Raw genomic sequence first — 26,176 nt, 5'->3', positions numbered from 1 at the left:
CCGGATTATCTGCGGCAGGGCACTTCATATTCATACCCGTCGCGGTCGCGGCGGTAGCATTTGCCGTCTTTCTTGATCAGATAGCCACCGGCACCACCAGCCGCCGCGCCGACAGCTGCCCCGGTGCCCACATTGCCGCCCGTCACGGCGGAAATGCCTGCCCCGGCCGCAGCGCCGACCGCTGCACCTTCAACGGCATAATTATCCGCACATGCGCCAAGCGAAAACGCGGAACCGAGCAGGAGAGGCGCGACCAGCATCTTGATCTTCATGGTATTTCTCCGTCAGGATTGCGGAGAATTTACGGATCAGGCCGGCGTCGGTTCCGCGTATCGCGGGGTATTGCGCCTCAATCCGGCTTCTTCGCAACACCGACCATCGCAGGGCGCAGCAGACGATCCTTGATCATGTAACCGGCCTGCATTTCCTGCACCACCGTGCCCGGTTCAGCCTCATCCGTCGGAATTTCCATCATTGCCTGATGCTGGTTCGGGTCCAGCGGCAAGCCCTTGGCCGCGATACGGCTGACGCCATGCTGCGTGAATACCTTGTCCAGTTCCCGCTGGGTGGCTTCGATCCCGGCGACCAGGCCCTGCAACTTGCTGTCTTCGCGCAATTCATCCGGCACAGCCATCAATGCACGCGACAGATTATCGGCAACCGAAAGGATATCGCGGGCAAAACCGGTGGCGGCGTAATTACGCGCATCGGTCATGTCCTTTTCCAGCCGACGGCGCACATTCTGCGTTTCCGCCTTGGCATAGAGGACTTCCTGCTGCGTTGCTGCCAGCTGTTCCTTCAATGCGGCCAGTTCTCCTTCAAGCGCGGAGGTCTCACCCTCGTCTTCCACGAGGAATTCCTCGGGCACGCCTTCCAGTTCCTTTTCGACCGCTTCGTCGCGCGGGTTCTCGTTCTCGTTCATTCGAAATATCCAGAATTAACCTATTATCTTGCCCAGCGACCGGGCGGTGAAATCCACCATGGGCACGACCCGCGCGTAATTCAACCGCGTCGGGCCAATCACCCCCAGCACTCCGACCACCCTGCCCTCCCGGTCACGGTAAGGGGAAGCGATGACGGAAGAGCCTGTCAGGGAGAAAAGCCTGTTTTCCGCCCCGATGAAAATCCGCGTCGATTCCGCGTCTCGCGCGGATTGCAGCAATTCGGATACCGATTGCTTGTTTTCCAGATCGTCGATCAGCGAACGGACCCGTTCGATATCGGTCAACGCCTGATCGTCCAGCAATTTTGCCTGGCCGCGAACGATCAGAACCGGCCGCTGCGCCGCATCCTCGCTCAGCACGGCCAGACCGCGTTCGACCAGATCGGCGCTTGCCGCGTCCAGCTCTGACCGGCCGGAGGTTATTTCCGCCTGGATGACCCGGGCTGCCTGGGCGAGCGTGCGCCCGGCCAGCCTGGCGGTCACATAGTTGGAGGCTTCCTGCAAGGCAGAGATGGAAGCGCCGCGGGGCAAGGCGAGCAAGCGGTTTTCCACCGAGCCATCGCTGCCGACCAGCACGGCCAGGGCGCGATCCTCGTCCAGCCGGACGATGTTCATTTGCGCCAGACGCGGTTCGCGCCTCGGCACCATGACGACGCCGGCAGCAGCGGAAATATCGGACAGGATCGCGCTGGTCGCGGCCAGCGCCTGTTCCACCGGGCCCGGTTCGGACAGGCGTTGTTCAATGGCAGCGCGTTCTTCCGGTGTCGGTTCGGCGACCTGCATCATGCCATCCACGAACATCCGCAGCCCCGTGTCAGTCGGCATCCGGCCCGCGCTGGTATGCGGTGCGGCGAGCAGGCCCAGCGTCTCCAGTTCATTGAGGACGGAACGGATCGATGCGGGAGAGAGATTGATCTCCCCCTGCTGCGCGATCGCTTTCGATCCCACGGGACTGCCGCTGGAGAGATAACCTTCCACCACAAGGCGAAAGATCTCCCGCGCGCGATTATTCAGTTCTGTAATTGGAGGCGATACCATGACAGTTGCCTATCTAGGCGCTAGGGCGGCGGCCGCAATGGCATTTGCCGTAAGGGCCTTTGCCAGAATGGAGATTGAATATGCGACCATCCGGCCGCGCGCCCGACGAAATGCGCGTTATCGACATCCAGACCGGATTTACCAAGCATGCCGAAGGCTCCTGCCTGATCAGCTTTGGCGATACCCGCGTCCTGGTCACCGCCAGCGTGGAAGAACGGGTGCCGCCCTTCCTGCGCGGCAAGAACCAGGGCTGGGTCACGGGCGAATATTCCATGCTCCCCCGCGCCACCCATACGCGCGGCAGCCGTGAAGCGGCCAAGGGCAAGCAGTCCGGCCGGACGCAGGAAATCCAGCGCCTGATCGGCCGTTCGCTGCGCGCCGTGGTCGATATGGAAAAGCTCGGCGAACGTCAGATCGTCCTCGATTGCGACGTGATCCAGGCCGATGGCGGCACGCGCACCGCGTCCATCACCGGCGCCTGGGTTGCGCTGCGCCTCGCCGTGAACAAGCTCATGGAAAGCGGGCAGATCAAGGAAGACCCGATCATGTCCAAGGTCGCGGCGGTCAGCTGCGGCATCTATCAGGGCACGCCGGTGCTGGATCTCGATTATGACGAGGATTCCAATGCCGACGCCGATGCCAATTTCGTGCTGCTGGAAGGCGGCAATATTGCCGAGGCGCAGGCGACGGCCGAAGGTGCCACCTATGACGAAGAAGGCCTGCTGCGCCTGCTGCGTCTTGCCCGCATGGGTTGCGATCAGATCTTCGCCGCGCAGGAAGAGGCTGTTCGCAAGTGAATCGGAAACTCGGCTCGGGCAAGCTTGTCATCGCCACGCATAATGCGAGCAAGCTGAAAGAGATCGGCGCATTGCTCCAGCCTTACGGGCTGGAATGCATTTCCGCCGGATCGCTGGGCCTGCCCGAGCCGGCCGAGACGGGCACGACTTTTGTCGAGAACGCGCTGATAAAAGCGCGTGCGGCGGCGGAGGCATCGGGCCTCCCCGCCCTCGCCGACGATAGCGGCCTGTCCGTTGCCGCACTGGGCGGTCGGCCCGGAGTGTACACGGCGGACTGGGCCGAACGGCAATGGTTCGAAGGCGAACCGGGCCGGGACTGGTATATGGCAATGGGCAAGGTGGAAGGGATGCTGGCCGAAAAAGGGCCGGATGTTCAGCGCGATGCGTGGTTTTCCTGCACTCTGGCAATTGCCTGGCCGGATGGCGAACATGCCGTCTATGAAGGGCGCGCCGAAGGGCGGCTGACCTGGCCGCCGCGTGGCACGCTGGGTTTCGGATATGATCCCGTCTTCGTGCCGGCCGGCATGGAACAGACCTTTGCAGAAATCGATCCGGCGGAAAAACATCGCATCAGCCACCGCGCCGATGCCTTCGCAAAACTGGTGGCGGACCAGTTCCAACCCGCTTGAATTCCTTGGTAATCCTCTGCCGCATCAAGGCTGAAACTTGACAAGTGGCAGGTAAGGTCTGCTGAATCCCACCCGTGGCCCGCGCACTCTACATCCATTGGCCCTTCTGTCTGAAGAAGTGCCCCTATTGCGATTTCAATTCGCATGTGCGGGACCAGATCGAAACCGAAGCCTGGCAGGACGCCCTGATTGCCGACATGCGGCATGAAGCGGCGCTTGCGGGCGGAGAGGCACTGCATTCCATCTTTTTCGGCGGGGGCACGCCGTCCCTCATGCCGCCGGATCTGGTCGAAAGCCTGCTGAAAGAAGCGGAGAAGCTCTGGGGCTTTGCGCCGGACGTGGAAATAACGCTGGAGGCAAACCCATCCTCGGTCGAGGCGCTGCGTTTTGCAGGGCTGGCCTCCGCCGGCGTGAATCGCGTCTCGCTCGGCCTGCAGGCGCTGGATGACGAGACGCTGCGTTTTCTTGGCCGGCTGCATGATGCGGAAGAAGGACTGGCCGCGCTGGAAGTGGCGCAGAACAGCTTTGGCCGGGTCAGCTTTGACCTGATCTATGCCCGCCCCGGCCAGACGCCGGAGAAATGGGAACAGGAATTGTTCCGCGCACTATCCTTCGGCACGGGCCATCTTTCGCTCTATCAACTGACGATCGAAGCCAATACGCGTTTCGCCACCGATGTCCGGCTGGGGCGTTTCAAACCTCTTGAGGATGACCCGGCAGCCGATCTTTTCGCCCTGACGCGGGAGATGACGGCAGAGGCGGGCCTGCGTGCCTACGAAGTCAGCAATCACGCCCGAACGGGGGAGGAAAGCCGCCATAATCTGACCTATTGGCGGTATCAGGATTATATCGGCATCGGCCCCGGCGCGCATGGCCGCAGGGGCGGCATGGCAACCATGCGCCATCGCAAGCCGGAGAATTTTCTTTCGGCCGTGCAGCGCAATGGCAATGGCCTTTCACAGGAAGATGCTCTTACCCCGCGCGGGCAGGCTGCGGAAGCTTTGCTGATGGGTTTGCGCCTGCGCGAAGGGATCGATCCGGGGGCGCTGGGTGAACGGTTCGGTATGGCGCCGGATGAGCTGGTGGAGATGGACCGGCTGCACTTCCTCGAAAAGCTCGGCCTAGCCTGGCAGGCAGGCGGCCGGATCGGCGTTACGGCGCAAGGCATGCCAGTGCTCGATGCGTTGCTGGGGCAGCTTGTGTCGGACAATCTGGCCTCGGCATGAGCCGCGCCGATCTGCTTGAGGACTGGCGCGATCACCTGACCAATTCGCGCCGCCGGTCGCCGCATACGGTGCGCGCCTATCTGGCGGCGGCAACGCGGCTGATCGACGCGGTGGATGCGCGGCAATGGCCGGATCTGGCCCGGCTCGATGCCCATGCCCTGCGCAATCATCTGGCCGCACGGCGAACAGGCGGGCTGGGCAATGTATCCGCCGCGCGCGAACTTTCGGCGCTGAAGAGCCTGCTGGCCCATGCGCGGGAGCAGTCCGGCCAGACGGACGACGGCGCGCCGCGCCTGCGTGGGCCACGGATCAAGAAAGGCCTGCCCCGCCCCGTTACCCCGGACGATGCCAGCAATCTGGCCGAGATGGTGGATGCCACCGCGGCGGAAGACTGGATTGGCGCACGCGACCGGGCGGTGCTGCTGCTGATGTATGGCGGCGGCCTGCGAATTGCCGAGGCGCTGTCGCTCAAAGGGTCCGACCTGCCACTGGGCGAGACGCTGACCGTTACCGGCAAGGGCGGAAAACAGCGCGTCGTGCCGATCCTGCCCATAGTGCGCGACTGCGTGGCCGATTACGCGGCGCGATGCCCCTACCCCCTCGCCCCGGCAGAGCCGCTGTTTCGCGGGGCGAAGGGCGGCAAGTTGAACCAGGGCATGGTGCAGAAGGCGATGGCCCGCGCGCGCAAGGCACTTGGCCTGCCCGCCAGCGCCACGCCCCACGCGCTGCGCCACAGCTTCGCCACGCATCTGCTGGGTGCCGGGGCCGATCTGCGGTCGCTACAGGAATTGCTCGGCCATGCCAGCCTCGGCTCGACGCAGATATACACCAAAGTGGATGCGGCGACCCTGCTGGATACCTATCGCGCCGCCCATCCGCGCGAGAAAGATTAATCGTCCTTCTTCTCGCGCGGGGTCCAGGTGATCACGCGCCAGATATACCAGACCAGCATCAGCGCAATCAGGCCGATCACGCTCCAGCTGGCCCAGCTTTCGTATTTCTCTATCAGCGGGGCGAGCCGCCTGCCGCCTTCCACCAGGATCGCATTCCAGATCGCGGATCCTGCAAAGGTGAACAGCAGAAACCGCCAGACCGGCATGTGGGCCAGGCCAGCCGGCAGCGACACAATAGTGCGCAGGAAGGGCGAGAAACGCAGCGCGAAGACCACCCACTGGCCGTGTTTCTGAAAAAAATTCGCCGCTTTTTCGATATGTTCGAAATCGACAGTGAGCCACCGCCCATGCCGGTCCACGATCCGGCCGAGCCGTTGATAGCCCCATTTATCCCCCACCCAGTACCAGGCGTAATTGCCGGCAGTTGAGCCGACCGTCCCGGCCAGCATCAGCGGCCAGAAGGACATTTCGCCGCGCGCCACCAGCACGCCGCCAATGCCCATGATCACTTCGGACGGGATCGGCGGGATGATGTTTTCCAGCGCCATCAGCAACAATATGCCGATATATCCGCCCTGAGCGATGGCTTCGAAGATGAAGTCGTTCATTGCTGCGCCAACGGCCAAATCACCTGGAGGGTCCGGCCCCTTTTATTCCTGCGCGGCCAGCCGTGTTTCGATCGCATCCCAGATCAGCCCGGCGGTGTCCGTGCCGTTGAAATTGTCGATGGCGACGATGCCGGTCGGGCTGGTGACGTTGATTTCGGTCAGCCATTTGCCGCCGATCACGTCGATGCCGACAAAGATCAGGCCGCGCCGTTTAAGTTCCGGACCCATGGCGGCGCAGATTTCCTTCTCCCGCTCCGTCAGATCGGCCGCTTCGGCATAACCGCCCTGCGCCAGGTTGGAGCGGAATTCCCCCTTGCCCGGTTTGCGATTGATAGCCCCGGCCACTTCGCCATCGACCAGCACGATGCGTTTATCGCCATCGGCCACTTCGGGCAGGAAGGGCTGGACCATATGCGGTTCAGGCCAGGTCTGGTTGAACACTTCCATCAGGGCGGACAAGTTCGTGCCTTCGGCGTCGATCCGGAAGATCGCCTTGCCGCCATTGCCGTGCAGCGGCTTCACCACCACGGAGCCATGCTTGGCCATGAATTCGCGCACATCCTCGATCCGGCGGGCGACCAGTGTCGGCGGCATGAAACGCGCGTAATCGAGCACGAACACCTTTTCCGGCGCATTGATGACTTCGCGCGGATCGTTGACGACCAGCGTCTTCCCCTTCAGCCGGTCCAGCAGCAATGCGGCGCTGATATAGCCGAGATGGAAGGGCGGATCCTGCCGCATCAGGACAACGTCGATATCTTCGCCCAGGTCGATTTTGGCCAGTTCGCTGCGATAGGTGAAATGATCGCCTTCCACCCGCTGCACACTGACTTCGCGCGCCCAGGCGGTGATGCACCCGTCTTCCCAGGCGAGACTCGTTACGTCGTAAACCCAGAGGCGGTGGCCGCGCGATTGGGCGGAGAGCATGAGCGCAAAGCTCGAATCTCCGGCGATATTGATGCTTTCCAGCGGATCCATCTGGACCGCAACGCGCAGGCTCATTCTTCTGTCTTCCTTACGGCTGCCAGGCGTTCACGATGTGGCGAGGCCAGCGCCCGGGTGCAAGGAGAAGCACATCGATGCGGATGGATTCTCCGTTTCTGGCGTAATTATGAGCCACCGCCTCCGCTGCGGCGGCGACCCGGCGGAGGCGATAGCTGTCGATTGCGCGGTCGCGCTCCGCCACATTGGCGCGCCATTTCACCTCGACGAAGGCTATCGTCTTGCCCCGCTTCATTATCAGGTCGATTTCCCCGCGGGCAGTCTTCACCCGCTGGCCAAGTATGCGCCAGGCTTTCAGGCGCAGCCACAATGCGGCGAGCCGTTCTCCCCGCCGCCCGCGCTGTTCGGCAAGCGCCCGGTTCACGCCTCGCGCAGCTCCAGCGCCCTTGCATAGAGAGCCTTGCGATCGAGGCCGGTGGACTTCGCGACGAAAGCAGCCGCCTGGGACGGTTTCATGTCGGCCAGGGCTTCGCGCAGCATCTCGTCCGCGTCATCCGCGCTGGACACCTGCTCTCCCGGCGGGCCGACCATCAGCACGATTTCGCCCCGTGGCGGAAACTCGGCATAATGCGCGGCCAGTTCCGCCGCCGTCCCGGTGCGGCATTCCTCGTGCAGCTTGGTAATCTCGCGCGCGACGGCAACTTCGCGGCCCGGCAGGATCTCTTCTATCGCCTGTAAAGATTTCAGCAGGCGCGGCGCAGTTTCGAAAAAAATCAGCGTGGACCGAAGATTGCTCAATTCCTCCAGCACATCACGGCGGGCTTTCTCCTTTGGCGGCAGGAAACCGGCGAAGAGGAAGCGATCATTGGGCAGACCCGATAATGTCAGCGCCGCGATTGGCGCGGTCGGCCCGGGCAGGCTGGTGACCGGGATTCCAGCTTCCCGCGCTTCCCGCACAAGCCGGTATCCAGGGTCGGACACCAGCGGCGTGCCGGCATCGGTGACGAGCGCCACGGCCTGATTCCGCATGGATTCGATCAATCTCTGCCGGTCTGCGGGCGCGCTGTGATCGTCATAACGCCACAGCGAACCGGCGATTCCCAAGTGCCGCGCCAGCTTCTGCGTAACGCGCGTATCCTCGCAGGCGATGACGGCACATCGCCTGAGAATGTCGGCTCCCCGCAAGGTTATATCGCCGAGATTGCCAATTGGCGTCGCGACAATATAGAGGCCGGGAGACAAAGGTTCGAGTTCACTGGTGTCGTTCACGCGCGCCTTGTGGACCAGATTTAGCTGGAGCGGCAAGCATGTTGGGAAGTCTTAAGCGCGGCCTGGTCGCATTGACACTGGCCGCGGGGCTTGCCGGCTGCCAGGTCATACCCGGCGGTGACGGAGTCCAGACCGGGCCCGCCGAACCGGGAGAGACGACCGGGCCGAGCGATACGGCCCTGCCCACCGACACCACTCGCCATAGGATTGCGCTGCTGGTGCCCCTGTCGGGCAGCAATGCCGATGTCGGGCGTTCGATCGCCAATGCCACCACCATGGCCCTGCTCGATACGGATGCGCAGAATCTGCGGATCACGACCTATGACACCGCCACCAATGCCCAGAGCGCGGCGGCCCGCGCCATTGCTGATGGCAACAGGCTGATCCTCGGCCCCCTGCTGCGCCAGAATGTCGGCCCGGTGCTGAGCCAGGCCAAGCCGGCCGATGTGCCGCTGATTACCTTCTCCAACGATATTTCCGTGGCGTCGAGCGATGTGTTCGTGCTGGGCCATGTGCCTGAACAATCCGTGGCACGCACCGTTGCTTATGCTCACGCCAATGGCGCCCGCAATTTCGCGGCGCTGATTCCCAATGGCGAATATGGCAGCCGGGCTGCCGATGCCTTCTCCGCCGCGGTGCGCCGCGTCGGCGGCCGGCTGGTCGCCACCGAAAGCTATGACCGGGGGAACACATCCATCGTCAGCGCGGCCGAACGGCTTGAAAGCAAGGCCGATTTCGATGCCGTGCTGGTGGCTGACGGCGCCCGCCTTTCCGCCATGGCTGCTGGCGCACTCAAGGAACCCGGCATGGTATTGCCGACCATTCTCGGCACCGAATTGTGGAGCGGGGAAGCAAGCATCGCCAATGCCTCCGCCATGCGGGGCGCCCTGTTCGCGGCAGTTTCGGATGCGCGTTATCGCCAGTTCCTCGACAGCTACAAGTCGCGCTTCGGCGAAACGCCCTATCGCATTGCCACCCTTGGCTATGACTCGGTGCTGCTTACCCTCCGTGTTGCCCGCGACTGGGAACCGGGCACGCAATTCCCGGTTCGGGAACTGCTCGGGACGGATGGGTTCCTCGGCCTGGATGGGCCGTTCCGCTTTCGCGGAGACGGCGTGGGCGAACGGGCAATGGAAGTTCGCCGCATCGGAAATGGCACGATTGACGTGGTGGATCCCGCCCCTCAGCGTTTCGATTGACGATAAGTTCACCCAACCCGCTTGAAGGGGTGGGATTCCGGGCCGTATAGCGGCAAGGATGAGCGACGACCTGTTCGACAAGGCGCCCGTGGGCGGCAGCGATTACGATTCCTCCTCCATCGAGGTGCTTGAAGGGCTGGAGCCGGTACGCCGGCGGCCCGGCATGTATATCGGCGGCACGGACGAACGGGCCTTGCATCACCTTGCCGCCGAAGTGCTCGACAATGCCATGGACGAAGCAGTGGCCGGGCATGCCAGCCGGATCGAGGTCACGCTGGAGGAAGGCAATCGCCTGACCATCAGCGATAATGGCCGCGGCATCCCGGTTGACGAACACCCCAAGTTCCCGGGCAAGTCCTCGCTCGAAGTCATTCTCACCACATTGCATTCGGGCGGCAAGTTTTCCGGCAAGGCCTATGCCACCAGTGGCGGCCTGCACGGTGTCGGCGTCAGCGTGGTCAATGCCCTGTCATCGCATACCCGGGTCGAAGTTGCCCGCAATCGCGAAGTATTCGCGCAGGAATTTTCCAAGGGCCTGCCGCTGGCGCCGATCGCCAAGGTTGGCGACACGCCCAACCGGCGCGGCACCACGGTCAGCTTCACGCCCGACACGGAGATTTTCGGGGACCGGCAGTTCAAGCCGCAGCGCCTGTTCAAGCTCGCCCGATCCAAGGCTTATCTCTATGCCGGGGTCGAGATCCGCTGGAAATGCGCCCCCTCTCTCGCCAGCGAGGAAGTGCCGCAGGAGGCGGTGTTCCAATTCCCCGGCGGCCTGGCCGATCATCTGAAGGAACAGCTCGGCTCGCGCGAATGCGTCACCAGCGATTTCTTTTCGGGCAAGCAGGATTTTCCCGAGGATCAGGGCCGCGTGGAATGGGCTGTTGCCTGGCCGCTATGGTCCGACGGCTCCACCAGCTGGTATTGCAACACCGTGCCGACACCCGATGGCGGCACGCATGAACAGGGCCTGCGGGCCGCGCTGACCAAGGCAATCCGCGCATTCGGTGAACTTACCGGCCAGAAGAAGGCCAAGGATATCAGCGCCGATGACGTGGTGACCGGGGCGGAAATCATGCTTTCCGTCTTCATCCGCGATCCGCAATTCCAGAGCCAGACGAAGGACCGGCTGACCAGCCCCGAAGCTGCGCGGCTGGTCGAAAATGCCGTGCGCGACCATTTCGATCACTTCCTCACCGACAATATGGAGCGCGGCAAGGCGCTGCTTGGTTCGGTGATGGAACGCATGGATGAACGGTTGCGCCGCAAGGCGGAGCGTGAGGTCAAGCGCAAGACCGCCACCAATGCCAAGAAGCTGCGCCTGCCCGGCAAGCTGACCGATTGTTCAGGCGAAGGCGATGGCGAGACGGAATTGTTCATCGTCGAAGGCGATAGCGCCGGCGGCAGCGCCAAGCAGGCGCGCGACCGCAAGACGCAGGCGATCCTGCCGATCCGGGGCAAGATCCTGAACGTGGCCAGCGCCAGTGCCGACAAGATCCGCGCAAATAGCGAAATCGCCGACCTCACGCTCGCTCTGGGCTGCGGGACACGCAAGGACTGCGATCCGGAACATCTGCGCTACGACCGGGTCATCATCATGACCGACGCCGATGTGGACGGGGCGCATATCGCGACCCTGCTGATGACCTTCTTTTTCCAGGAAATGCCGGAACTGGTGCGCAAGGGGCACCTCTTCCTCGCCCAGCCGCCGCTCTATCGCATCACTTCCGCGAAAGAGAGCCGCTATGCGCGTGACGATGCCCACCGGGCGGAACTGGAAGCAACGGTGTTCAAGGGCAAGAAGACCGAAATCAGCCGCTTCAAGGGTTTGGGCGAAATGAACCCGCAGCAATTGCGGGAAACCACGATGAACCCCCGGACGCGCAGCCTCACCCGCATTACCCTGCCCACGGAGCATGAGCAGCGTTTCGCGGTCAAGGAACTGGTCGATCACCTGATGGGCCGCAATCCCGAACATCGGTTCAATTTCATCCAGAACCGCGCAGGCGAAGTAGATCGTGACCTGATCGACGCATGAACGGTCCCGAAGGGGCGAAAACAGGGGGATACCGCAATGCACAAGCTGGTTCTGGCTTTTCTGCTGGCGGTCATTCCCGTGGGGGCGTGGGCCCGGGATAGCGCCCCGATCCTGGACCAGCGGGCGGAGGACATCGTTGCCGCGCTGAATCACGAACAGGATCCGGCGGACGTTTTCGGGCTCAATTTCCTGTCCCAGGTACCGCCCGAACAGCTCGACATGTTGCTGGGGCAATTGACGAGCCAGTTTGGCACGCTTCTCGGCGTGGAATTTGTCGAGCCGATTGGCAGCACCGGCGGTGCCCGGATCGCGCTTCGGTTTGAAAGGGCAATCGGTAAGGGGCTGTTCCAGCTCGAACCATCAGGCGAACGCAAGATTGCCGGTTTCCGCCTGACCGAGTTTCAGCCGGTGGAGGACAATGCCGGCAAGGTCAGTTCCGATCTGCAGGCCCTGCCCGGCAGTGTTTCGGTCTATTTCGCCCCGTTGGAAGGCGGCAGTCCGATCCTGTCGATCAATGCGGATCGGCAGCTGGCGATCGGATCGACATTCAAGCTTTATGTGCTGGCCGCCCTCACCCGATCAATCGCGGAGGGTGAACATGGCTGGGATGAAGTGATCGCGCTGGGCAAACGCTCTTTCCCCAGCGGCCAGATGCAGGACTGGCCGGACAAGGCGCCGGTCACGGCGCAGACTCTCGCCAGCATGATGATTTCCATCAGCGACAATACCGCCACAGACACGCTGATCCGCCTGATCGGGCGCGATGCGGTGGAGGCCGAACTGGCCGCCTCGGGCCATTCGCAACCATCGCTGAACGTGCCCTTCATGACGACACGAGAAATGTTCACGATGAAGGCAGGGCCTGACGATGTCCTTGCCGCCTATCGCGCCGGCTCCGCGTCGGAGCGGGAACGGATCCTGTCCGATATCGGCGACAGGCCACTGGAACTGGCGCAGATATCCGAAGCCTTTGCCGCTGGGCCGCGTGCTATTGACGTCGAATGGCTGGCTTCAGGGCAGGACATCGCGGGAATCTTCCGCCATATCGTCGCGCTGGGGGACCAGACGGCGCTGGATATTCTCGCCATCAATCCCGCCTTATCGGAGGATCAACAGGCTGGCTGGCCCTATATCGGTTACAAGGGCGGTTCGGAGCCGGGCGTACTCAATCTCAGCTGGCTGCTGCGCAATGAGGAAGGCGCATATTACGTGCTCTCCATGGGCTGGAACAACCCGGAGGCCGTGCTGGATCAGCCCGCCTTCGAATTGTTGTCGCAACGTGTGCTCGCATTGGGCAGCACCGGCGAGTGAGCGATCCTGCGCCCGGTGCGGCCACGCATCCGCGATGAAGACCCGGTTCAGTCGAAGCAATAGGCCAGTTCCAGGTCGCCCCAGCGGCGGCCGTTGAAGCTGATCGGCATGTAGATGTTGCGCACGACGCGATAGGTCTTGCCATCGCTTTCATGACGGTAGGCAGCCATCATGAATGGTGCCGTGCTTTGCTTGGCCTTGGCGTCGATCGCATCGAAGATCTTGCGTCCCTTGCGGCAAAAGCGCGTGTCGTGGGACAATTCACCAGTCGGCGCCTGCGAATACCGGCTCATATGCGTGGGCAGATAGCCGTTCATGTCGCTACATGCCGTGGTCAGGACGCGCGGATCGGAATTGGCAAGGCGATCCAGCAGCGGTTGCCAGCGCCGGTCCGCCCAGTCGCACATACGCGTGGTGTAGCGCGTAGGAGACGAGCCGGGAATTTCGCAATAATCGGTGTCGAAAAGATCGGCCTCGCTCAGTTCGCCTGATGCCAGGGCGTTTTCCGTCACCGCCAGGATATCGCGCGCGATCTCCTCTGTGCAGGCCACCATGGCGCTGTCCATCGGCGACAGGTCGGCATGTACGATCGTGTCGAACATGGCGCTGGCCGTCAGTTCCAGCTCCTCCATGCGGGAATGGGCACGGCGCAGTTCAGTCTCGTTGTCCTGCGCCACCGATGCGAAATTGCCGAGCACGCCACGAATGGAAACCACATGGCCGCCGACCTTCCGGCTGGCATTGGCAATCGTTTCGTTCTGGGCGTCCACTTCGCCGACCAGTTCGCTGACGCCATCTATCGTCTGGGCGATCTGCGCCACGGAGCCCTTCGCCTCGCTGCTGGCGCGCGCACCATCCTCTATCCGGGTGATGACGTTCTCGGCCTCTATTCCCAGCGCGTCGATGGTCCGGGCGATTTCGTCCGTCGCATCGCGCGTCTTGCCGGCGAGACTTTTCACTTCGCTTGCAACAACTGCGAAACCGCGACCGGCCTCGCCGGCGCGGGCCGCCTCGATGGCCGCGTTCAGCGACAGAATATTGGTCGTCTCGGCGATGTTGTTGATATCGACAGAGCATTGCCGCACCTGCGCCATGGCCGCGGCGAAGCCCGTGACATGCTGGGTCAGCGTGTCGGCCAGTTCCAGCAATTCGGTAACCACGCCGAGAGAAGCGTGAATTTGCTGCGTGCCCTCTCCCAACCGTTCCATCGCGCGATGGGACAGGATACGCGATTCTTCGCAGGCATTGCCGATATTGTTCTCATCGGCTTCCAGCGCCGCAACGGTTTCTTCAAGCGCGAGATATTCGCTGCGCAAGCGTGTGGATGAATTGATGACTGCCTGCACAATGCCTGCAACATCGCTGCATCCGACAGTCACATCGCCGCAATGCAGGGGAATGCGATCGATAACGCTCGCATTCTCCTGGTCGATGCCAAAAACTTCCATTCTGTTCCGCGCCCCTTTTTGTCGCGGAAACTCTATCGAGGCGATGGTAAGAAAAGCCTTAAGGATGCGGCATCTTTGTGCGCCGCACCATCAGACTTTGCCGCCGGGCGGAATCAATCCTTCGGGCCGCCCAGCTTTTCGCGCGGCACGGCATCGAACATCGCCTTGACCTTCGGACGGTCATTGATCTGTTCGATCCAGCGCAGCAGATGCGGTGTGTCTTCCTTGTTCACCAGTTCCGCAAAGCCGAACTGCATTCCGTTCGCGATGGCGAAATTGCAGATATCGGCCAGCGAATACATCCCGCCTGCCAGCCATTCATTATCGGCCAGATGATCGTCCAGCTTGCGCACGGACACGCCGATCTTGCGCATTTCCTCGTCCAGGAGATCCTGCGGGAAGCCTTCGCGGGCCCGGCGCCATTTCACTTGCTGTTCGGGGATCGGGATCTTTTTCAGATGTTCCTCGAACTCGTCATCCGACAATTGCTGCGCCATCTGGCGCACGCCGCGGTGCCAGCCGATGGTGGAAACACACCAGCAGAAATATTCGTCCACCCACTTGGTCCAGATGCGCATCTGCGCCCGGTCGAACGGATCCTCCGGCCGTAATTTGACTTCGGTGGGATGCGCATCTTCCAGATATTCGCAGATCACCGTGCTTTCAGTCACGACCTTGCCGTCATCCCACAAGGCGGGGACCTGGCCGCGCGGATTGATTTCCTTGAACCAGTCAGAATGATGTTCGAATTTGGCGGGGTTCAGCAAATGCTGCTCATACTCCAGACCCTTTTCATACAGGGTGAGCATGGGTTTCAGCGAATTGGCACCTGGACCGAAGCTGTAGAGCTTGAGCATCATTTTCTCCCGCGGATTTTGCCTATGGTCATAGCTAGCCGTTTTATCCAAGGGCAAGCGGTTTGCGGCTCAATCCCGCGCTCTTTCGCCTGCCTTCTGCCGCCATCCGTCAGCCGAAGACATTGTCGATCGAAGGGGCCGGCGTACTGAACCAGCGCGGCCCGCTCTCTGTCATGAAGAAACAATCTTCCAGCCGGATGCCGAATTCTCCGGGAATGTAGATGCCCGGCTCGTCAGAGAAGCACATGCCCGGTGCCAGCGGCGTTTCCTCGCCGCGCACCAGGTTTACGGGTTCGTGCCCGTCCAGACCGATACCGTGGCCTGTCCGGTGCGAAGTGCCGGGCAGTTTGTAGCCGGGGCCATAACCGAGCGTTTCGTAATAGGCGCGCACCGCGTCATCCACCTTGCCGGCGGCCACGCCCGGCTGTGCGGCCTCGAAGGCGGTGTCCTGCCCCTTTCGCATCTGGTTCCAGACCATTCGCTGGCGTGCGCTCGGTTCGCCGAAAACATAGCTGCGCGAAATGTCGGACTGGTATCCATGCACATTGCAACCGCAGTCGAGCAGGATCACCTCCCCTTCGCGAACTTCCTGCGGCTTGCCGGAACCGTGGGGATAGGCGCTTGCCTCCCCGAGAAGCACGAGTTCGAATTCCGGATTGCCGCCCATGGCGCGGGTGGCCGCGTTGATAAGCCCGCCAATATCCCGCGGTGTCATGCCCGGTTCCACCTGCGGCATTGCATGGCGATAGGCGGCCATGGTGATGTCGTTGGCGATCTCCATCAAAGCCAGCTCGGCCGGCGACTTGATCATGCGGCACCCGCGGACCACCGGCGCGCCATTCACGATGCTCGCTTCGGGCAGCGCATGTTGCAGCCCGTCCACCGCGAAATAGCGGACGGTTTCCTCGATACCGATCTTCCCGCGCCCCAACCCTCTCCTCCCGAGCCAGGCGGCAACGGATTGGAGCGGATCTTCATCCTCGTTCCAGGTCAGCACTTCGGCATCGATGGCCAGTGTTTCCCGGACGGAAGGTTCTTCAAAGAAGGGGGTGACGATCGCGATTTCGCCTTCGCGCGTGATGATCGCCGCCGTCAGCCTTTCACTGCGCCACCATTGCACTCCGGTAAAATATACGAGGCTGGAACCGGCCTCCACCAGCACGGCATCCATTTCATGCGCCCGCATCAGGGCGCCTGCTTTGGCCACGCGTTGCAACCGCTCTGCCGGAGAGATCGGAACCGCGTTCGTGGCCAGTTTCGGCAGGCCTTCCACCGCGGGGCCGCCCGCTGCCAGCGCGGCAGGCGCAAATGCAGCAAGGCCGGCAGCAGTTCCTGCCATGCCGATGAAACTACGACGCCGCATTGGTGTGCCCCTCGTCAATAAATAACCAGATCGGAGATTTCTTCACGCCAGCCCTGTTCGTCCGGCCGGGTCAATGCCTCCAGATCGCCGGCTTCGGCTGCCGCGTCGTCCACCCATTGGCGCAGGGCCGGGCCGCCATTGATCACGTCGATGGCCAGCCGGTCGAATTCATATTCATAGGGGAAATCCCGCCAGATCTCGTAATCGGGATAAAGCTGGCGGATCGCCTTGAAGGCCAGAGCCTGCAGGCGCCAGGGGCGGAATTGCGCATGGTCGTAAAAGCCGCCTTCTGCATGGACCATCAATCCATGACAAAGCAGCCCTTCATGTTTGTGGAAAGTGGGCGTGAACCAGCATTCCCGCAGGGCGCATCCGGCCAGCCAGTCCGGCGCGATCCGCCGCATTTCAGCGAGCACGGCCTTCGCATCCACATCGGGCGCGCCAAACAATACTTCCAGCGGGCGTGTCGTCCCCCTGCCTTCGCTCAGCCGGGTTCCTTCCAGCATCACCGTTCCGGCATAGGCGCGCGCCATGTTCAGGCTTGCCGCATTGGGGCTCGGATTGATCCAGATGCGGTCCTGCGGCCAGCCGAAACCTGGGCCGGATTCCGGCAACCAGTCATGCATTTCCACCACATTGTAATCGACATCCAGATTGAATTTCCGGATGAACCACCGCCCCATTTCGCCCATGGTCAGCCCATGGCGCATGGGCATTGGGCCAGCCCCGACAAAGCTTTCCTGTCCGGGGAGCAGCAAAGTACCTTCCACCGGGCGTCCCGCCGGGTTCGGCCGGTCCAGCACCCACACGGATTTGCCGTGCCGCGCGGCTTCTTCCAGAAGGTAGAGCAGCGTCGTGCAGAAGGTGTAGATACGGCAGCCGAGATCCTGCAGGTCGAACAGGAAGACATCAGCGCTCGCCATCATATGGTCGCTCGGCCGTCGCACCTCGCCATAGAGGCTGAAGACCGGGATGCCGTATTGCGGATCGACCTCGTCCTCGGTCTCGACCATATTGTCCTGCTTGTCGCCCTTGATCCCGTGCTGCGGGCCGAAGGCGGAAGTGACATTGATGCCTGCCGCGATCAGCGCGTCGAGCGAATGGGTAAGATCGAGAGTGACCGAGGCAGGATGCGCGACCAGCGCGACGCGCTTGCCTTCCAGCGGTTTCCTCAGGGTCGGGTCGGCCAGCAGCCGGTCAATACCGAATTTCATGCCGCGTGCGGTGCCGCAAGCCGTGCAGCGAAGCAAGAAGCTGCATGGAAATCCGGCTTTCCTTCCGCATGGGCCAATGCCCAGTAGGATTTGATGCCACCCTGTTCCTCGATCACGGCTGACAGGCCCATGGCACAATCAGCGGCGGGCAAGGCGCCTGCCGGTATGGCTGCATCGAATATGGCCATGGACTGGCCGACACGGATCGTGGAGTCCGGTTCACGCGGGGCGGCGCGTTCGCTCATCCCTTCCCGATAGGATGTGAAATCATAAGCCGCCCAGCGTTCCGAAGGAGAGAGATTGAATTCGGCATAGGCCTGGGCACCGTCGGGCTTCAGGAAAAGTTCGAAACAGGTTGTCTGCCACAGGCCGTCCGCCCTGCCCTTGCCCGCAAATGGCGGGATAACAATCGCTTGCGATCCTTCCATGCGCCAGCGCAGCCGCAGCCATTGGCCATCGAAACCGATGATTTTCGCCTCGACAGATCTGATCCGGCTTGGCGGATGGTCCGGATGAGGCAACAGGGGATACGTTTGCATGTTTCCTCCCACATGCTACGCGCCCGCGCCGAAACAAAGAGAGCGTCATGAGCCAGTACAAGTCCGATCTCCTCCGCCTGCTCGACGAGCGCGGCTATATCCACCAGGTGACTGACCCGGCCGGGCTGGATGCCCTGGCCGCGAAGGAAATCGTACCCGGCTATATCGGGTTCGATCCGACTGCGCCATCGCTCCATGTCGGCAGCCTGGTGCAGATCATGCTGCTGCGCCGCCTGCAGCAGGCAGGGCACAAGCCCATCGTTGTCATGGGCGGTGGCACCGGCAAGATCGGCGATCCCAGTTTCAAGGATGAAGCCCGGAAATTGATGACCGGTGAGATCATCGCGGAAAATGTCGCGTCCATCCGCCGCATTTTCGCGCGCTTGCTCAAGTTCGGTGACGGTCCCACCGATGCCATCATGGTCGATAATGCCGAATGGCTCGACCAGCTGGAATATATTCCGTTCCTGCGCGAAGTGGGCCAGCATTTCTCGGTAAACCGGATGCTCAGCTTCGATTCGGTGAAGATGCGGCTCGACCGGGAGCAATCGCTCTCCTTCCTCGAATTCAACTACATGATCCTGCAGGCTTACGATTTCCGCGAATTGTCGCAGCGTTATGAATGCCGCCTGCAGATGGGCGGATCGGATCAATGGGGCAATATCGTCAACGGCATAGAACTGACCCGCCGGATGGACGCCAGGGAAGTCTACGGCGTGACTACGCCGCTGCTGACAACGGCGGATGGTTCGAAGATGGGCAAGACGGCCGCCGGTGCAGTCTGGCTTAATGACGATGCATTGCCTGCCTATGATTTCTGGCAATATTGGCGGAATACTGACGATCGCGATGTCGGCCGTTTCCTGCGCCTGTTCACCGATCTGCCGCTGCCGGAAATTCATCGGCTCGAAGCGCTGGACGGAGCGGAAATCAACCAGGCCAAGATCGTGCTGGCGAATGAAGTCACCAGGCTGATCCGGGGCGATGAAGCAGCCAGGGCCGCCGAAGCGACTGCGGCGCAGACTTTCGCCGGCGGCGGCCTGGGTGAAAATCTGCCGGTTCTGGAAGTTCCGGCAGAGGGAATCCGGCTGGGCGCAGCCTGCACCGCAATCGGCTTCACCGCATCGAATGGCGAGGCAAAGCGCAAGATCGCAGAAGGCGCCGTCAAGATAGACGACGAAGCGATGAGCGATCCCGGCCAGCTGATCCAGCTGGCGCCGGGGCAGGAGCTGAAGCTGAGCGTGGGCAAGAAGCGCCACGGCATATTGCGCGCTTCCTGAGGTCATCCTTTACACTTCGTACAGCATTTCTGCCTATATCTCCGGCTTCGCACTGCTTGATTGGAGGTCGCTGCTCAAATGGCTGGCGGAGCACAGCTTTCGGTTACGGACATGCGCCGTTCCACGCGGCACCCTGTCGATTATCCCGTGATCGGCGAACATCGCGATCGCGGTGACCTCAGGCTGCATGTCTGCAACATTTCCGCACATGGTTTCATGGTGGATGAAGTGCCGGAACTGGCGCGCGGCGACCGGGTGATCATCCGCCTGCCGATCGTCGGACGGATCGAGGCCTATTGCATCTGGACCACCGATGACCGTGCGGGCTTCCAGTTCGAACGCATCATCCGCGTGGACCAGTTCGAGGACATGATCCGCGAATTGCAGCCCAATCCGCGGCTTCGCCGGCGCAGTTGATTGCGCGGGCGCACAAGCCCGTCTGTACCCGTCGATAGTTCACACAGCTTGGCAGCCCGTGCCCGGCCTGCCATTGGACACGGGTGAACGACGCCGCCGAGATTCCCAGCTCACCGCTCCAGATCGCAGATTATCGCCGCTATTGGATTGCGCGCTTCCTTGCGGTTTTCGCCACCATTTCGATGGTGGTGCTGATCGGGTACCAGACATATGATGTGGCCCGCGCCGATTACGGCATGGGCACCCGCGATGCGGCATTCATGCTCGGCCTGCTGGGCCTGGCGCAATTCGTGCCCCTGTTCGTGCTTACACCCGTGGCGGGCGTGGTGGCGGATATGTTCGACCGGCGCAAAGTGGTCTTTTTCGCCAATCTGACAGACTGCACCATCGCCCTGGCCCTGGCCGTGGGAACGCATCTCGACGCGCTGACCCTGCCGCTGCTTTTCGCGCTGGCAGCCGCGCATGGTGGCGCGCGCGTTTTCAACCGCCCTGCCCTGTCGGCAATCGCGCCCAACATCGTGCCGCCCAGACTTCTGCCGCGCGCCATCGCGCTGAGTTCCATCGCATGGCAGTCGGGCACGGTGATCGGGCCGGCAATAGGCGGGCTGCTCTTCGCCTCCAGCGAATCCCTGCCCTATTACCTTTCAGCAGGGCTGCTGGTGATTTCCGCCCTGCTGATTCTCACGCTGCATCCGATAAAGGCAAAGCAGGAAGGGCCGCCGGTCCATCCGGTTCGCCAGATCATCGACGGCTTCACATTCATCACCCGGGAACGTTTCCTGCTGGGTTGCATCACGCTGGATCTTTTTGCCGTCCTGCTGGGCGGTGCAACGGCCATGCTGCCGGTTTTCGCGCGAGACATCCTCCATGTCGGGCCGGAGGGCCTGGGCTTCATGCGCGGTGCGCCGGCAGTCGGCGCCGCCCTGGTCGCGGCGCTGCTTTCCTTCCGCCCTTTCGAAAGCAATGTGGGCGTGAAAATGCTCTGGGCCGTGGTCATTTTCGGCGTCGCGACTGTGGCCTTTGCACTGTCCCGCAATTTCGCATTCTCGCTGCTGATGCTGGCGGTGCTGGGCGCGGCGGACATGGTTTCGGTGTTCATCCGGACTTCGCTGGTTCAGCTCAACACCCCCGATTCCAAGCGCGGCCGGGTTTCGGCCATTTCCGGCCTCGCCATTTCCGCCAGCAATGAACTTGGCGAATTGCAATCCGGCCTTGCCGCCGGCCTCCTCGGTGCCACGGGGGCGGTTGTTTTCGGCGGGGCCGGTGCGATAGTCATTACCGCGATCTGGGCGTGGATTTTTCCGGAACTTCGCAACGCCCGAACATTTAGCTCGAAATACCTCCATGAAGAGGCAGGAGAGGAACAGAAGACATGAAGGTCGACACAGTTCTCGCCACAATCGGCAATACGCCGCATATCCGCCTTTCCCGCCTGTTCCCTGACCACGAGGTCTGGGTGAAGAGCGAACGGGCCAATCCCGGTGGATCGATCAAGGATCGCATCGCTTTGGCCATGATCGAGGATGCGGAGAAATCCGGCGCGCTGAAACCCGGCGGCACGATCATCGAACCGACCAGCGGCAATACCGGCGTGGGCCTGGCCATGGTCGCGGCGGTAAAAGGCTACAAGCTGGTGCTGGTCATGCCTGAAAGCATGAGCCTTGAACGGCGCCGCCTGATGCTCGCCTATGGCGCCAGCTTCGATCTGACGCCCAAGGAAAAGGGCATGAAGGGCGCACTAGAACGGGCGCAGGAACTGATTGATCAGACCCCCGGTGCGTGGATGCCGCAGCAATTCGAAAATCCGGCCAATGTGGCGATACATGCCAGCACGACGGCGAAGGAAATCCTGGCCGATTTTGCAGACACGCCGCCGGCAGTGCTGATCACTGGCGTTGGAACGGGCGGCCACCTGACGGGCTGTGCGGAAGAATTGAAGAAGAGCTGGCCCGATCTGAAAGCCTATGCCGTTGAACCGGGCCTGTCGCCCGTCATCAGCGGCGGCCAGCCCGGCCCGCACCCGATCCAGGGTATCGGCGCGGGCTTCATCCCCGGCAATCTGCACACGCAGTCCATCGACGGCGCGATCGAGGTGGATGCGGAAGATGCGAAGGAAATGGCCCGGCAGTGTGCGGCGAAGGAAGGCTTGCTGGTCGGCATTTCCAGCGGCGCGACGCTGGCCGCGATCAAGGCCAAATGTGCCGAACTGGAACCGGGCACGCGCATTATCGGCTTCAATTACGATACGGGCGAACGCTATCTGTCGGTCCCGGATTTCCTGCCCAATGAATGATCTGGAAACACTTGCCTATTCCGACGGCGAGATAGGGCTGACCAGCCATGTGGCACGGCCAAAAGGTGTGCCCAGGGCCGCAGTGCTGGTTTTCCCGACGATAATGAATCCCGGCGGCTTCGTCTTCGACAAGGCGAAGTCGCTAGCCGATCATGGCTATCTCGCGCTGGTCGCGGATTTCTATGGCAAGCAGCCGGAAAATTTCGACCAGTCGCGCGAATTCGCGATGGAGATACGCCAGACGCCGGATTCCTATCGCAACCGCCTGCGTGCCGGGCTGAAGGCCCTTGCCGGCATGGAGGAAGCGCGCGGGCTGCCCATTGGCGCGATCGGATTCTGCATGGGTGGACAGGCCACGCTGGAACTCGCCCGGGATGGCGCCCCGCTATTCGCGGCGGTGAGTTTCCACGGACTGCTCAATACCGAACAACCGGCCGAACCCGGCCGGATCAGCGCTCGTATCCTCGTCTGCCATGGCGATGCGGACCCGATGGTGCCCCGCCAGCAAGTGATCAAGTTCTGGGAAGAAATGGATCACGCCGGTGGAAACTGGCACTTCCACTCCTATGCGGGCGTGAAGCATGGCTTCTGCAATCCGCAGCCCAATTCCAATCCCGCCACCGCCTATGACGAAAGCGCGGACCGGCAGAGCTGGGCATCCATGTTCAGCCTTTTTGACGAGGTTCTGGCATAGGGCCGCCGATCTCCGGGGCGCCGATCTCGGGCGCATTGGCTGATCTGCGCAAGATCGGCCTGGAAGCAAGCGGGCGCGACACACCCGGATATACCGGCATTCGTGACCGGATGAGCTGGAACCGCCGGCTGGCGGATGCCCGTTCGCCAGAACTTATCGTTCGGGCCCGTTCTGCGGAAGATGTCGCGCAGGCGGTGAAGATTGCCCGGCGCCACGGCCTGCGTGTTTCTCCACGTGGCGGCGGACATTCCTATGAAGCTTCCGCCCTGCGCGATGGCGGAATGCTGCTCGATCTTTCGGGACTGGACATGATCCAGGTCGATGTGCCCGGGCAAGCCGCCCATGTTGGCGCAGGCGTAAAAGGGGGCGATCTCCTGCTCCGTCTGGCACGAGACGGGCTTGCCTTTCCCGTCGGCCATTGCCCCGACGTTTCCCTCAGTGGCTATCTGCTCAGTGGCGGTTTCGGGTGGAATTCGGGCACATGGGGCCCGGCCTGCTCCAGCGTCTGGGAACTGGATGTCGTCCTGCCCGACGGGTCCATCGCCACTGCGAGCGAAACCAGCCATCCAGAACTGTTCTGGGCGGCCCGCGGCGCCGGGGCCGGTTTTCCCGCCATCGCGACCGGATATCGCCTGCGCCTCCACCCCATCCCGGGGGCAATTCATGTCTGGAATGCGCAAATATCGGCGGAAAGTGCGCCAGAGATCGCCAGCTGGCTGACGCAGGCCAATCGTGCGGCCCATCCTTCTTCCGAACTGACCTGTCTCGTCGGTCCGGATATCAGCACCGGCGCTGCGGCCGTTTCCCTCCGCGTCGTCAGCATGGGGAAGGATGAAGCGGAAGCCCGCCATCGCATCGCATCCTATTTCGATCCGCCGACAAACGCCAATTATCTGAGGCAGATCAAGCGGGAAACGAAGAGCTTCTCAGAGCTTGTGGATCTACCGGCAATGCCACCGGGAAAACGCGTGGCGGCAGACCATCTGTGGAGCAATTCAACAGTCGGCGACATGCTGCTGGCCGTTTACAAGCTGGCGGGGCTGCCGCGCCGATCATCCAGCATCAACATCTTTGCCATGGGCGGCGGTGGGCGCATCCCGGAATACCCCGATGGCAAGACGGGCGCGCTGTCAGTGGGCGGCGGTAACGAGGCCGGCATCTATGCCATTTGGGACGACCCGCTGGAGGATCGCCTGCATATGGAATGGGTCAAGGCGGCGGACCAGGCCCTCGCCCCGCACCGCGCCGGCCGATATGTGGGCGAAGCAAACCTGTCGCCAGACGCCACCCGCATCGCCGAGTGCTTTTCTCCAGAAGCGCTGGAGCGGATCACGAAGCTGCGCGAACAATATGATCCGGACGGCATGCTCTTCGGCTTTCCCGCCTGAATATCGCGTCAGCTTCTCAGGAAACCTTCTCCCGCAATCGCCATCAGCGCCGCGGCGCCGGCTTCAACCTCGCGGTGCAGGCCTGCGCATTTCGTCAGGCTGCGTTGGGCATAATGCCGCGCGGTCGCCAGTTTGGCGGCGTAGAAAGGATCATCACCCTTTGCTGCCGCCACCGTGGCCATGCGTGCCCACATCCAGCCAGTCGCCAGCGTTCCGATCAACTCCATGAAGGCATAGGATCCGGCGCCGAGATTGTTCGGATCGGACCCGGCATTGTCGATCAGCCATTTCGCGGCTGCGCGTGCTTCCTCCACCCCATCGTGCAACGGCGTGGCAATGAATTCCGGTGCGTCGGCACAGTCGCCTTCGATCAGGGAGAAGAACTGATCGGCAACCCTGCCTCCATCGCGGGCCAGCTTCCGGCCAGCAAGATCGAGTGCCTGAACGCCATTGGCGCCTTCATACATGCGCGGAACGCGGGCATCGCGAACGATCTGTTCCATGCCCCATTCGGCAATATAGCCATGGCCGCCGAAGATCTGCTGCATGTCCACGGCTGTTTCAAATCCGCGATCGGTGCCAAATCCCTTCAGAACCGGCGTCAGGAAGCCAACCAGTTCGTCCGCCTGCTTGCGAACCGCCTCGTCCTCCGCACCGTGTGACAGATCGATCTGAAGCGAAGTCCACAGGACGAGCGCGCGAAACCCTTCGGTGAATGCACGCGCATCCATCAACATGCGGCGAACATCGGGATGAACGATCAGTGGATCGGCAGCTGCCTTGGGGTCTGCCCGTTCGCCCGCGGCCTTGCCCTGCCGCCGTTCCAGCGCATAGGCGGCGGCCTTCTGATAGGCGAGTTCGGCCTGCGCCACGCCCTGATTGCCGCAAGAAAGACGCGCCGCATTCATCATGATGAACATGGCGGCCAGGCCTTCGCCCTCCCCGCCGATCATCCAGCCCTTGGCACCATCGAAATTCATCACGCATGTTGCGCTGCCGCGAATGCCCATCTTGTGTTCGATGGCGCCGCAGCTGACGGCGTTCTTCTCACCGGGTTCGCCAGATTCATCCGGAATGAATTTCGGGACCAGGAACAAGGATATACCGCGCGATCCGGGTGCAGCATCAGGCGTCCGCGCCAACACCAGGTGGATGATGTTGCCGGTCAGATCCTGTTCGCCGCCGGAACAGAAGATCTTTTCGCCGCTGAGAGAGAAAGTGCCGTCATCAGCCGGTTCCGCGCGCGTGCGCAGCAGACCGAGATCGGTCCCGCAATGCGCCTCTGTCAGCGCCATTGTGCCGAGCCATTCGCCGGAAACCAGCTTGGGCAGATAAATCTGCTTCAGCTCATCGCTTCCCTTGGCAAGCAGGGCCGAAACCGCGCCATGGGTCAGGCCCGGATACATATAGAATGCGTGGCACGATGCGTTGGCGAACTCTTCCACCACCGTGGCGAGAACGTGAGGCATACCCTGCCCGCCGAATTCTTCCGGCAAGGCCAGCGTGCCCCAGCCGGATTCGCAATATTGGGCGTAAGCCTCAGCAAATCCGCCCGGCGTCTTCACGCTGCCATCCGCTGCGCGCGTGCACCCCTGTTCGTCGCTCACGCGGTTGAGCGGGGCGAGCACTTCCGCGCAAAAGCGCCCCGCCTCGTCAATGATCGTATCTACCAGGTCTTCGTCCACCATTGCGAAGGCCGGAAGCGCCTGATGGCTTTCCAGATCGAGCAATTCCTTGAGGACGAAGCGTATATCGCGGGCGGGCGGAATGTAATCAGTCATAACAATCCGCCT

General features: G+C 62.2%; 26 protein-coding genes. 13 read left to right on the top strand and 13 right to left on the bottom strand.

Going from position 1 to position 26,176, the window contains the following annotated elements; genetic code table 11:
* Positions 1 to 5: 5 nt before the first annotated feature.
* The 3 genes from WYH_RS02560 to hrcA form a co-directional block, all read right to left on the bottom strand.
* On the bottom strand, positions 6 to 272 hold the full coding sequence (locus tag WYH_RS02560; RefSeq protein WP_046902586.1) for a YMGG-like glycine zipper-containing protein: 267 nt from the start codon (positions 270 to 272) through the stop codon (positions 6 to 8).
* A 77-nt stretch (positions 273 to 349) separates the two neighbouring features.
* Positions 350 to 922: a nucleotide exchange factor GrpE gene (gene grpE / locus WYH_RS02555; RefSeq protein ID WP_046902585.1), complete on the bottom strand. Its 573-nt coding sequence runs from the start codon at positions 920 to 922 to the stop codon at positions 350 to 352.
* 15 nt (positions 923 to 937) lie between these two features.
* Entirely contained in the window at positions 938 to 1,981 is a 1,044-nt protein-coding gene (gene hrcA, locus WYH_RS02550; protein WP_046902584.1) for a heat-inducible transcriptional repressor HrcA, read from the bottom strand.
* Between the two features lie 80 nt (positions 1,982 to 2,061).
* Between hrcA and rph the strand changes: the two genes are divergently transcribed.
* The 4 genes from rph (at position 2,062) to WYH_RS02530 (ending at position 5,526) form a co-directional block, all read left to right on the top strand.
* Entirely contained in the window at positions 2,062 to 2,778 is a 717-nt protein-coding gene (rph, locus tag WYH_RS02545; protein WP_046902583.1) for a ribonuclease PH, read from the top strand.
* Positions 2,775 to 3,407, top strand: a complete 633-nt coding sequence (gene rdgB / locus WYH_RS02540) for an RdgB/HAM1 family non-canonical purine NTP pyrophosphatase (protein ID WP_046902582.1) — start codon at positions 2,775 to 2,777, stop codon at positions 3,405 to 3,407. Before rph ends, rdgB begins: the two co-directional genes overlap by 4 nt.
* A 74-nt stretch (positions 3,408 to 3,481) precedes the next feature.
* Positions 3,482 to 4,633 carry a radical SAM family heme chaperone HemW gene (hemW, locus tag WYH_RS02535; RefSeq protein WP_082347767.1) on the top strand — a complete coding sequence of 384 codons (1,152 nt, stop codon included), beginning with the start codon at positions 3,482 to 3,484 and terminating at the stop codon, positions 4,631 to 4,633.
* A complete protein-coding gene (locus WYH_RS02530) occupies positions 4,630 to 5,526 on the top strand; it encodes a tyrosine recombinase XerC (protein ID WP_046902580.1) in 897 nt (298 codons plus the stop codon). Before hemW ends, WYH_RS02530 begins: the two co-directional genes overlap by 4 nt.
* Here WYH_RS02530 and WYH_RS02525 read toward each other — a convergent pair.
* The 4 genes from WYH_RS02525 to rsmI are packed head-to-tail and all read right to left on the bottom strand — an operon-like array spanning position 5,523 to position 8,345.
* Positions 5,523 to 6,134 (bottom strand): DedA family protein, encoded by a 612-nt coding sequence (locus WYH_RS02525; protein ID WP_046902579.1) that lies wholly within the window; start codon positions 6,132 to 6,134, stop codon positions 5,523 to 5,525. The genes WYH_RS02530 and WYH_RS02525 overlap by 4 nt on opposite strands.
* Before the next feature lie 42 nt (positions 6,135 to 6,176).
* Positions 6,177 to 7,136 (bottom strand): glutathione synthase, encoded by a 960-nt coding sequence (gshB, locus tag WYH_RS02520; protein ID WP_046902578.1) that lies wholly within the window; start codon positions 7,134 to 7,136, stop codon positions 6,177 to 6,179.
* A 13-nt stretch (positions 7,137 to 7,149) separates the two neighbouring features.
* A complete protein-coding gene (locus tag WYH_RS02515) occupies positions 7,150 to 7,500 on the bottom strand; it encodes a YraN family protein (RefSeq protein ID WP_046902577.1) in 351 nt (116 codons plus the stop codon).
* Positions 7,497 to 8,345, bottom strand: coding sequence for a 16S rRNA (cytidine(1402)-2'-O)-methyltransferase (rsmI, locus tag WYH_RS02510; RefSeq protein WP_046904736.1), 849 nt, complete (start codon positions 8,343 to 8,345; stop codon positions 7,497 to 7,499). The genes WYH_RS02515 and rsmI overlap by 4 nt, the downstream gene beginning before the upstream one ends.
* A 38-nt stretch (positions 8,346 to 8,383) precedes the next feature.
* Between rsmI and WYH_RS02505 the strand changes: the two genes are divergently transcribed.
* The 3 genes from WYH_RS02505 to WYH_RS02495 are packed head-to-tail and all read left to right on the top strand — an operon-like array spanning position 8,384 to position 12,890.
* Entirely contained in the window at positions 8,384 to 9,544 is a 1,161-nt protein-coding gene (locus WYH_RS02505) for a penicillin-binding protein activator (RefSeq protein WP_046902576.1), read from the top strand.
* A 58-nt stretch (positions 9,545 to 9,602) separates the two neighbouring features.
* The gene (parE, locus tag WYH_RS02500) at positions 9,603 to 11,579 is read left to right on the top strand and encodes a DNA topoisomerase IV subunit B (protein ID WP_046902575.1); all 1,977 of its coding nucleotides are present in this window, start codon (positions 9,603 to 9,605) and stop codon (positions 11,577 to 11,579) included.
* Positions 11,580 to 11,615: 36 nt separating this feature from the next.
* The gene (locus tag WYH_RS02495) at positions 11,616 to 12,890 is read left to right on the top strand and encodes a serine hydrolase (RefSeq protein WP_046902574.1); all 1,275 of its coding nucleotides are present in this window, start codon (positions 11,616 to 11,618) and stop codon (positions 12,888 to 12,890) included.
* A 47-nt stretch (positions 12,891 to 12,937) separates the two neighbouring features.
* On the opposite strand, the gene WYH_RS02490 is transcribed toward WYH_RS02495, so the two are convergent.
* From WYH_RS02490 to WYH_RS02470, 5 genes are all read right to left on the bottom strand, one after another.
* Positions 12,938 to 14,338 (bottom strand): methyl-accepting chemotaxis protein, encoded by a 1,401-nt coding sequence (locus tag WYH_RS02490; RefSeq protein ID WP_046902573.1) that lies wholly within the window; start codon positions 14,336 to 14,338, stop codon positions 12,938 to 12,940.
* A gap of 113 nt (positions 14,339 to 14,451) precedes the next feature.
* Entirely contained in the window at positions 14,452 to 15,195 is a 744-nt protein-coding gene (locus WYH_RS02485; protein WP_046904735.1) for a glutathione S-transferase family protein, read from the bottom strand.
* A gap of 109 nt (positions 15,196 to 15,304) precedes the next feature.
* A complete protein-coding gene (locus tag WYH_RS02480) occupies positions 15,305 to 16,558 on the bottom strand; it encodes a M24 family metallopeptidase (protein WP_046902572.1) in 1,254 nt (417 codons plus the stop codon).
* A gap of 14 nt (positions 16,559 to 16,572) precedes the next feature.
* On the bottom strand, positions 16,573 to 17,772 hold the full coding sequence (locus WYH_RS02475; protein ID WP_046902571.1) for an exo-beta-N-acetylmuramidase NamZ family protein: 1,200 nt from the start codon (positions 17,770 to 17,772) through the stop codon (positions 16,573 to 16,575).
* Complete coding sequence (locus tag WYH_RS02470) at positions 17,769 to 18,311, bottom strand: DOMON-like domain-containing protein (protein ID WP_046902570.1); 543 nt, start codon at positions 18,309 to 18,311, stop codon at positions 17,769 to 17,771. Before WYH_RS02470 ends, WYH_RS02475 begins: the two co-directional genes overlap by 4 nt.
* Before the next feature lie 47 nt (positions 18,312 to 18,358).
* On the opposite strand from WYH_RS02470, the gene tyrS reads away from it, so the two are divergent.
* The 6 genes from tyrS (at position 18,359) to WYH_RS02440 (ending at position 24,383) form a co-directional block, all read left to right on the top strand.
* Positions 18,359 to 19,591, top strand: a complete 1,233-nt coding sequence (tyrS, locus tag WYH_RS02465) for a tyrosine--tRNA ligase (protein ID WP_046902569.1) — start codon at positions 18,359 to 18,361, stop codon at positions 19,589 to 19,591.
* Between the two features lie 78 nt (positions 19,592 to 19,669).
* Positions 19,670 to 20,008: a PilZ domain-containing protein gene (locus WYH_RS02460; RefSeq protein WP_046902568.1), complete on the top strand. Its 339-nt coding sequence runs from the start codon at positions 19,670 to 19,672 to the stop codon at positions 20,006 to 20,008.
* 83 nt (positions 20,009 to 20,091) lie between these two features.
* Positions 20,092 to 21,384 carry an MFS transporter gene (locus tag WYH_RS02455; protein ID WP_046902567.1) on the top strand — a complete coding sequence of 431 codons (1,293 nt, stop codon included), beginning with the start codon at positions 20,092 to 20,094 and terminating at the stop codon, positions 21,382 to 21,384.
* Positions 21,381 to 22,301 (top strand): cysteine synthase A, encoded by a 921-nt coding sequence (gene cysK, locus WYH_RS02450; RefSeq protein WP_046902566.1) that lies wholly within the window; start codon positions 21,381 to 21,383, stop codon positions 22,299 to 22,301. Before WYH_RS02455 ends, cysK begins: the two co-directional genes overlap by 4 nt.
* Positions 22,294 to 22,995, top strand: coding sequence for a dienelactone hydrolase family protein (locus WYH_RS02445; protein WP_046902565.1), 702 nt, complete (start codon positions 22,294 to 22,296; stop codon positions 22,993 to 22,995). The genes cysK and WYH_RS02445 overlap by 8 nt, the downstream gene beginning before the upstream one ends.
* A gap of 35 nt (positions 22,996 to 23,030) precedes the next feature.
* Positions 23,031 to 24,383: an FAD-binding oxidoreductase gene (locus WYH_RS02440; protein ID WP_053833360.1), complete on the top strand. Its 1,353-nt coding sequence runs from the start codon at positions 23,031 to 23,033 to the stop codon at positions 24,381 to 24,383.
* An 8-nt stretch (positions 24,384 to 24,391) separates the two neighbouring features.
* On the opposite strand, the gene WYH_RS02435 is transcribed toward WYH_RS02440, so the two are convergent.
* Entirely contained in the window at positions 24,392 to 26,164 is a 1,773-nt protein-coding gene (locus WYH_RS02435) for an acyl-CoA dehydrogenase C-terminal domain-containing protein (protein ID WP_046902564.1), read from the bottom strand.
* Positions 26,165 to 26,176: the final 12 nt, after the last annotated feature.

It is taken from the genome of Croceibacterium atlanticum (assembly GCF_001008165.2).
Taxonomy (GTDB): domain Bacteria; phylum Pseudomonadota; class Alphaproteobacteria; order Sphingomonadales; family Sphingomonadaceae; genus Croceibacterium_C; species Croceibacterium_C atlanticum.
Note: the sequence above shows the minus strand (reverse complement) of the source record. Positions and strands in the feature narration are given on the sequence as shown.

Excerpts from the sequence above, each read along its gene's own strand:
- WYH_RS02560 (WP_046902586.1), bottom strand. The coding sequence starts at position 272 with ATGAAGATCAAGATGCTGGTCGCGCCTCTCCTGCTCGGTTCCGCGTTT.
- grpE (WP_046902585.1), bottom strand. The coding sequence starts at position 922 with ATGAACGAGAACGAGAACCCGCGCGACGAAGCGGTCGAAAAGGAACTG.
- hrcA (WP_046902584.1), bottom strand. The coding sequence starts at position 1,981 with ATGGTATCGCCTCCAATTACAGAACTGAATAATCGCGCGCGGGAGATC.
- rph (WP_046902583.1), top strand. The coding sequence starts at position 2,062 with ATGCGACCATCCGGCCGCGCGCCCGACGAAATGCGCGTTATCGACATC.
- WYH_RS02530 (WP_046902580.1), top strand. The coding sequence starts at position 4,630 with ATGAGCCGCGCCGATCTGCTTGAGGACTGGCGCGATCACCTGACCAAT.
- WYH_RS02525 (WP_046902579.1), bottom strand. The coding sequence starts at position 6,134 with ATGAACGACTTCATCTTCGAAGCCATCGCTCAGGGCGGATATATCGGC.
- gshB (WP_046902578.1), bottom strand. The coding sequence starts at position 7,136 with ATGAGCCTGCGCGTTGCGGTCCAGATGGATCCGCTGGAAAGCATCAAT.
- WYH_RS02505 (WP_046902576.1), top strand. The coding sequence starts at position 8,384 with ATGTTGGGAAGTCTTAAGCGCGGCCTGGTCGCATTGACACTGGCCGCG.
- parE (WP_046902575.1), top strand. The coding sequence starts at position 9,603 with ATGAGCGACGACCTGTTCGACAAGGCGCCCGTGGGCGGCAGCGATTAC.
- WYH_RS02495 (WP_046902574.1), top strand. The coding sequence starts at position 11,616 with ATGCACAAGCTGGTTCTGGCTTTTCTGCTGGCGGTCATTCCCGTGGGG.
- WYH_RS02490 (WP_046902573.1), bottom strand. The coding sequence starts at position 14,338 with ATGGAAGTTTTTGGCATCGACCAGGAGAATGCGAGCGTTATCGATCGC.
- WYH_RS02485 (WP_046904735.1), bottom strand. The coding sequence starts at position 15,195 with ATGCTCAAGCTCTACAGCTTCGGTCCAGGTGCCAATTCGCTGAAACCC.
- WYH_RS02480 (WP_046902572.1), bottom strand. The coding sequence starts at position 16,558 with ATGCGGCGTCGTAGTTTCATCGGCATGGCAGGAACTGCTGCCGGCCTT.
- WYH_RS02475 (WP_046902571.1), bottom strand. The coding sequence starts at position 17,772 with ATGAAATTCGGTATTGACCGGCTGCTGGCCGACCCGACCCTGAGGAAA.
- WYH_RS02470 (WP_046902570.1), bottom strand. The coding sequence starts at position 18,311 with ATGCAAACGTATCCCCTGTTGCCTCATCCGGACCATCCGCCAAGCCGG.
- tyrS (WP_046902569.1), top strand. The coding sequence starts at position 18,359 with ATGAGCCAGTACAAGTCCGATCTCCTCCGCCTGCTCGACGAGCGCGGC.
- WYH_RS02460 (WP_046902568.1), top strand. The coding sequence starts at position 19,670 with ATGGCTGGCGGAGCACAGCTTTCGGTTACGGACATGCGCCGTTCCACG.
- cysK (WP_046902566.1), top strand. The coding sequence starts at position 21,381 with ATGAAGGTCGACACAGTTCTCGCCACAATCGGCAATACGCCGCATATC.
- WYH_RS02445 (WP_046902565.1), top strand. The coding sequence starts at position 22,294 with ATGAATGATCTGGAAACACTTGCCTATTCCGACGGCGAGATAGGGCTG.
- WYH_RS02435 (WP_046902564.1), bottom strand. The coding sequence starts at position 26,164 with ATGACTGATTACATTCCGCCCGCCCGCGATATACGCTTCGTCCTCAAG.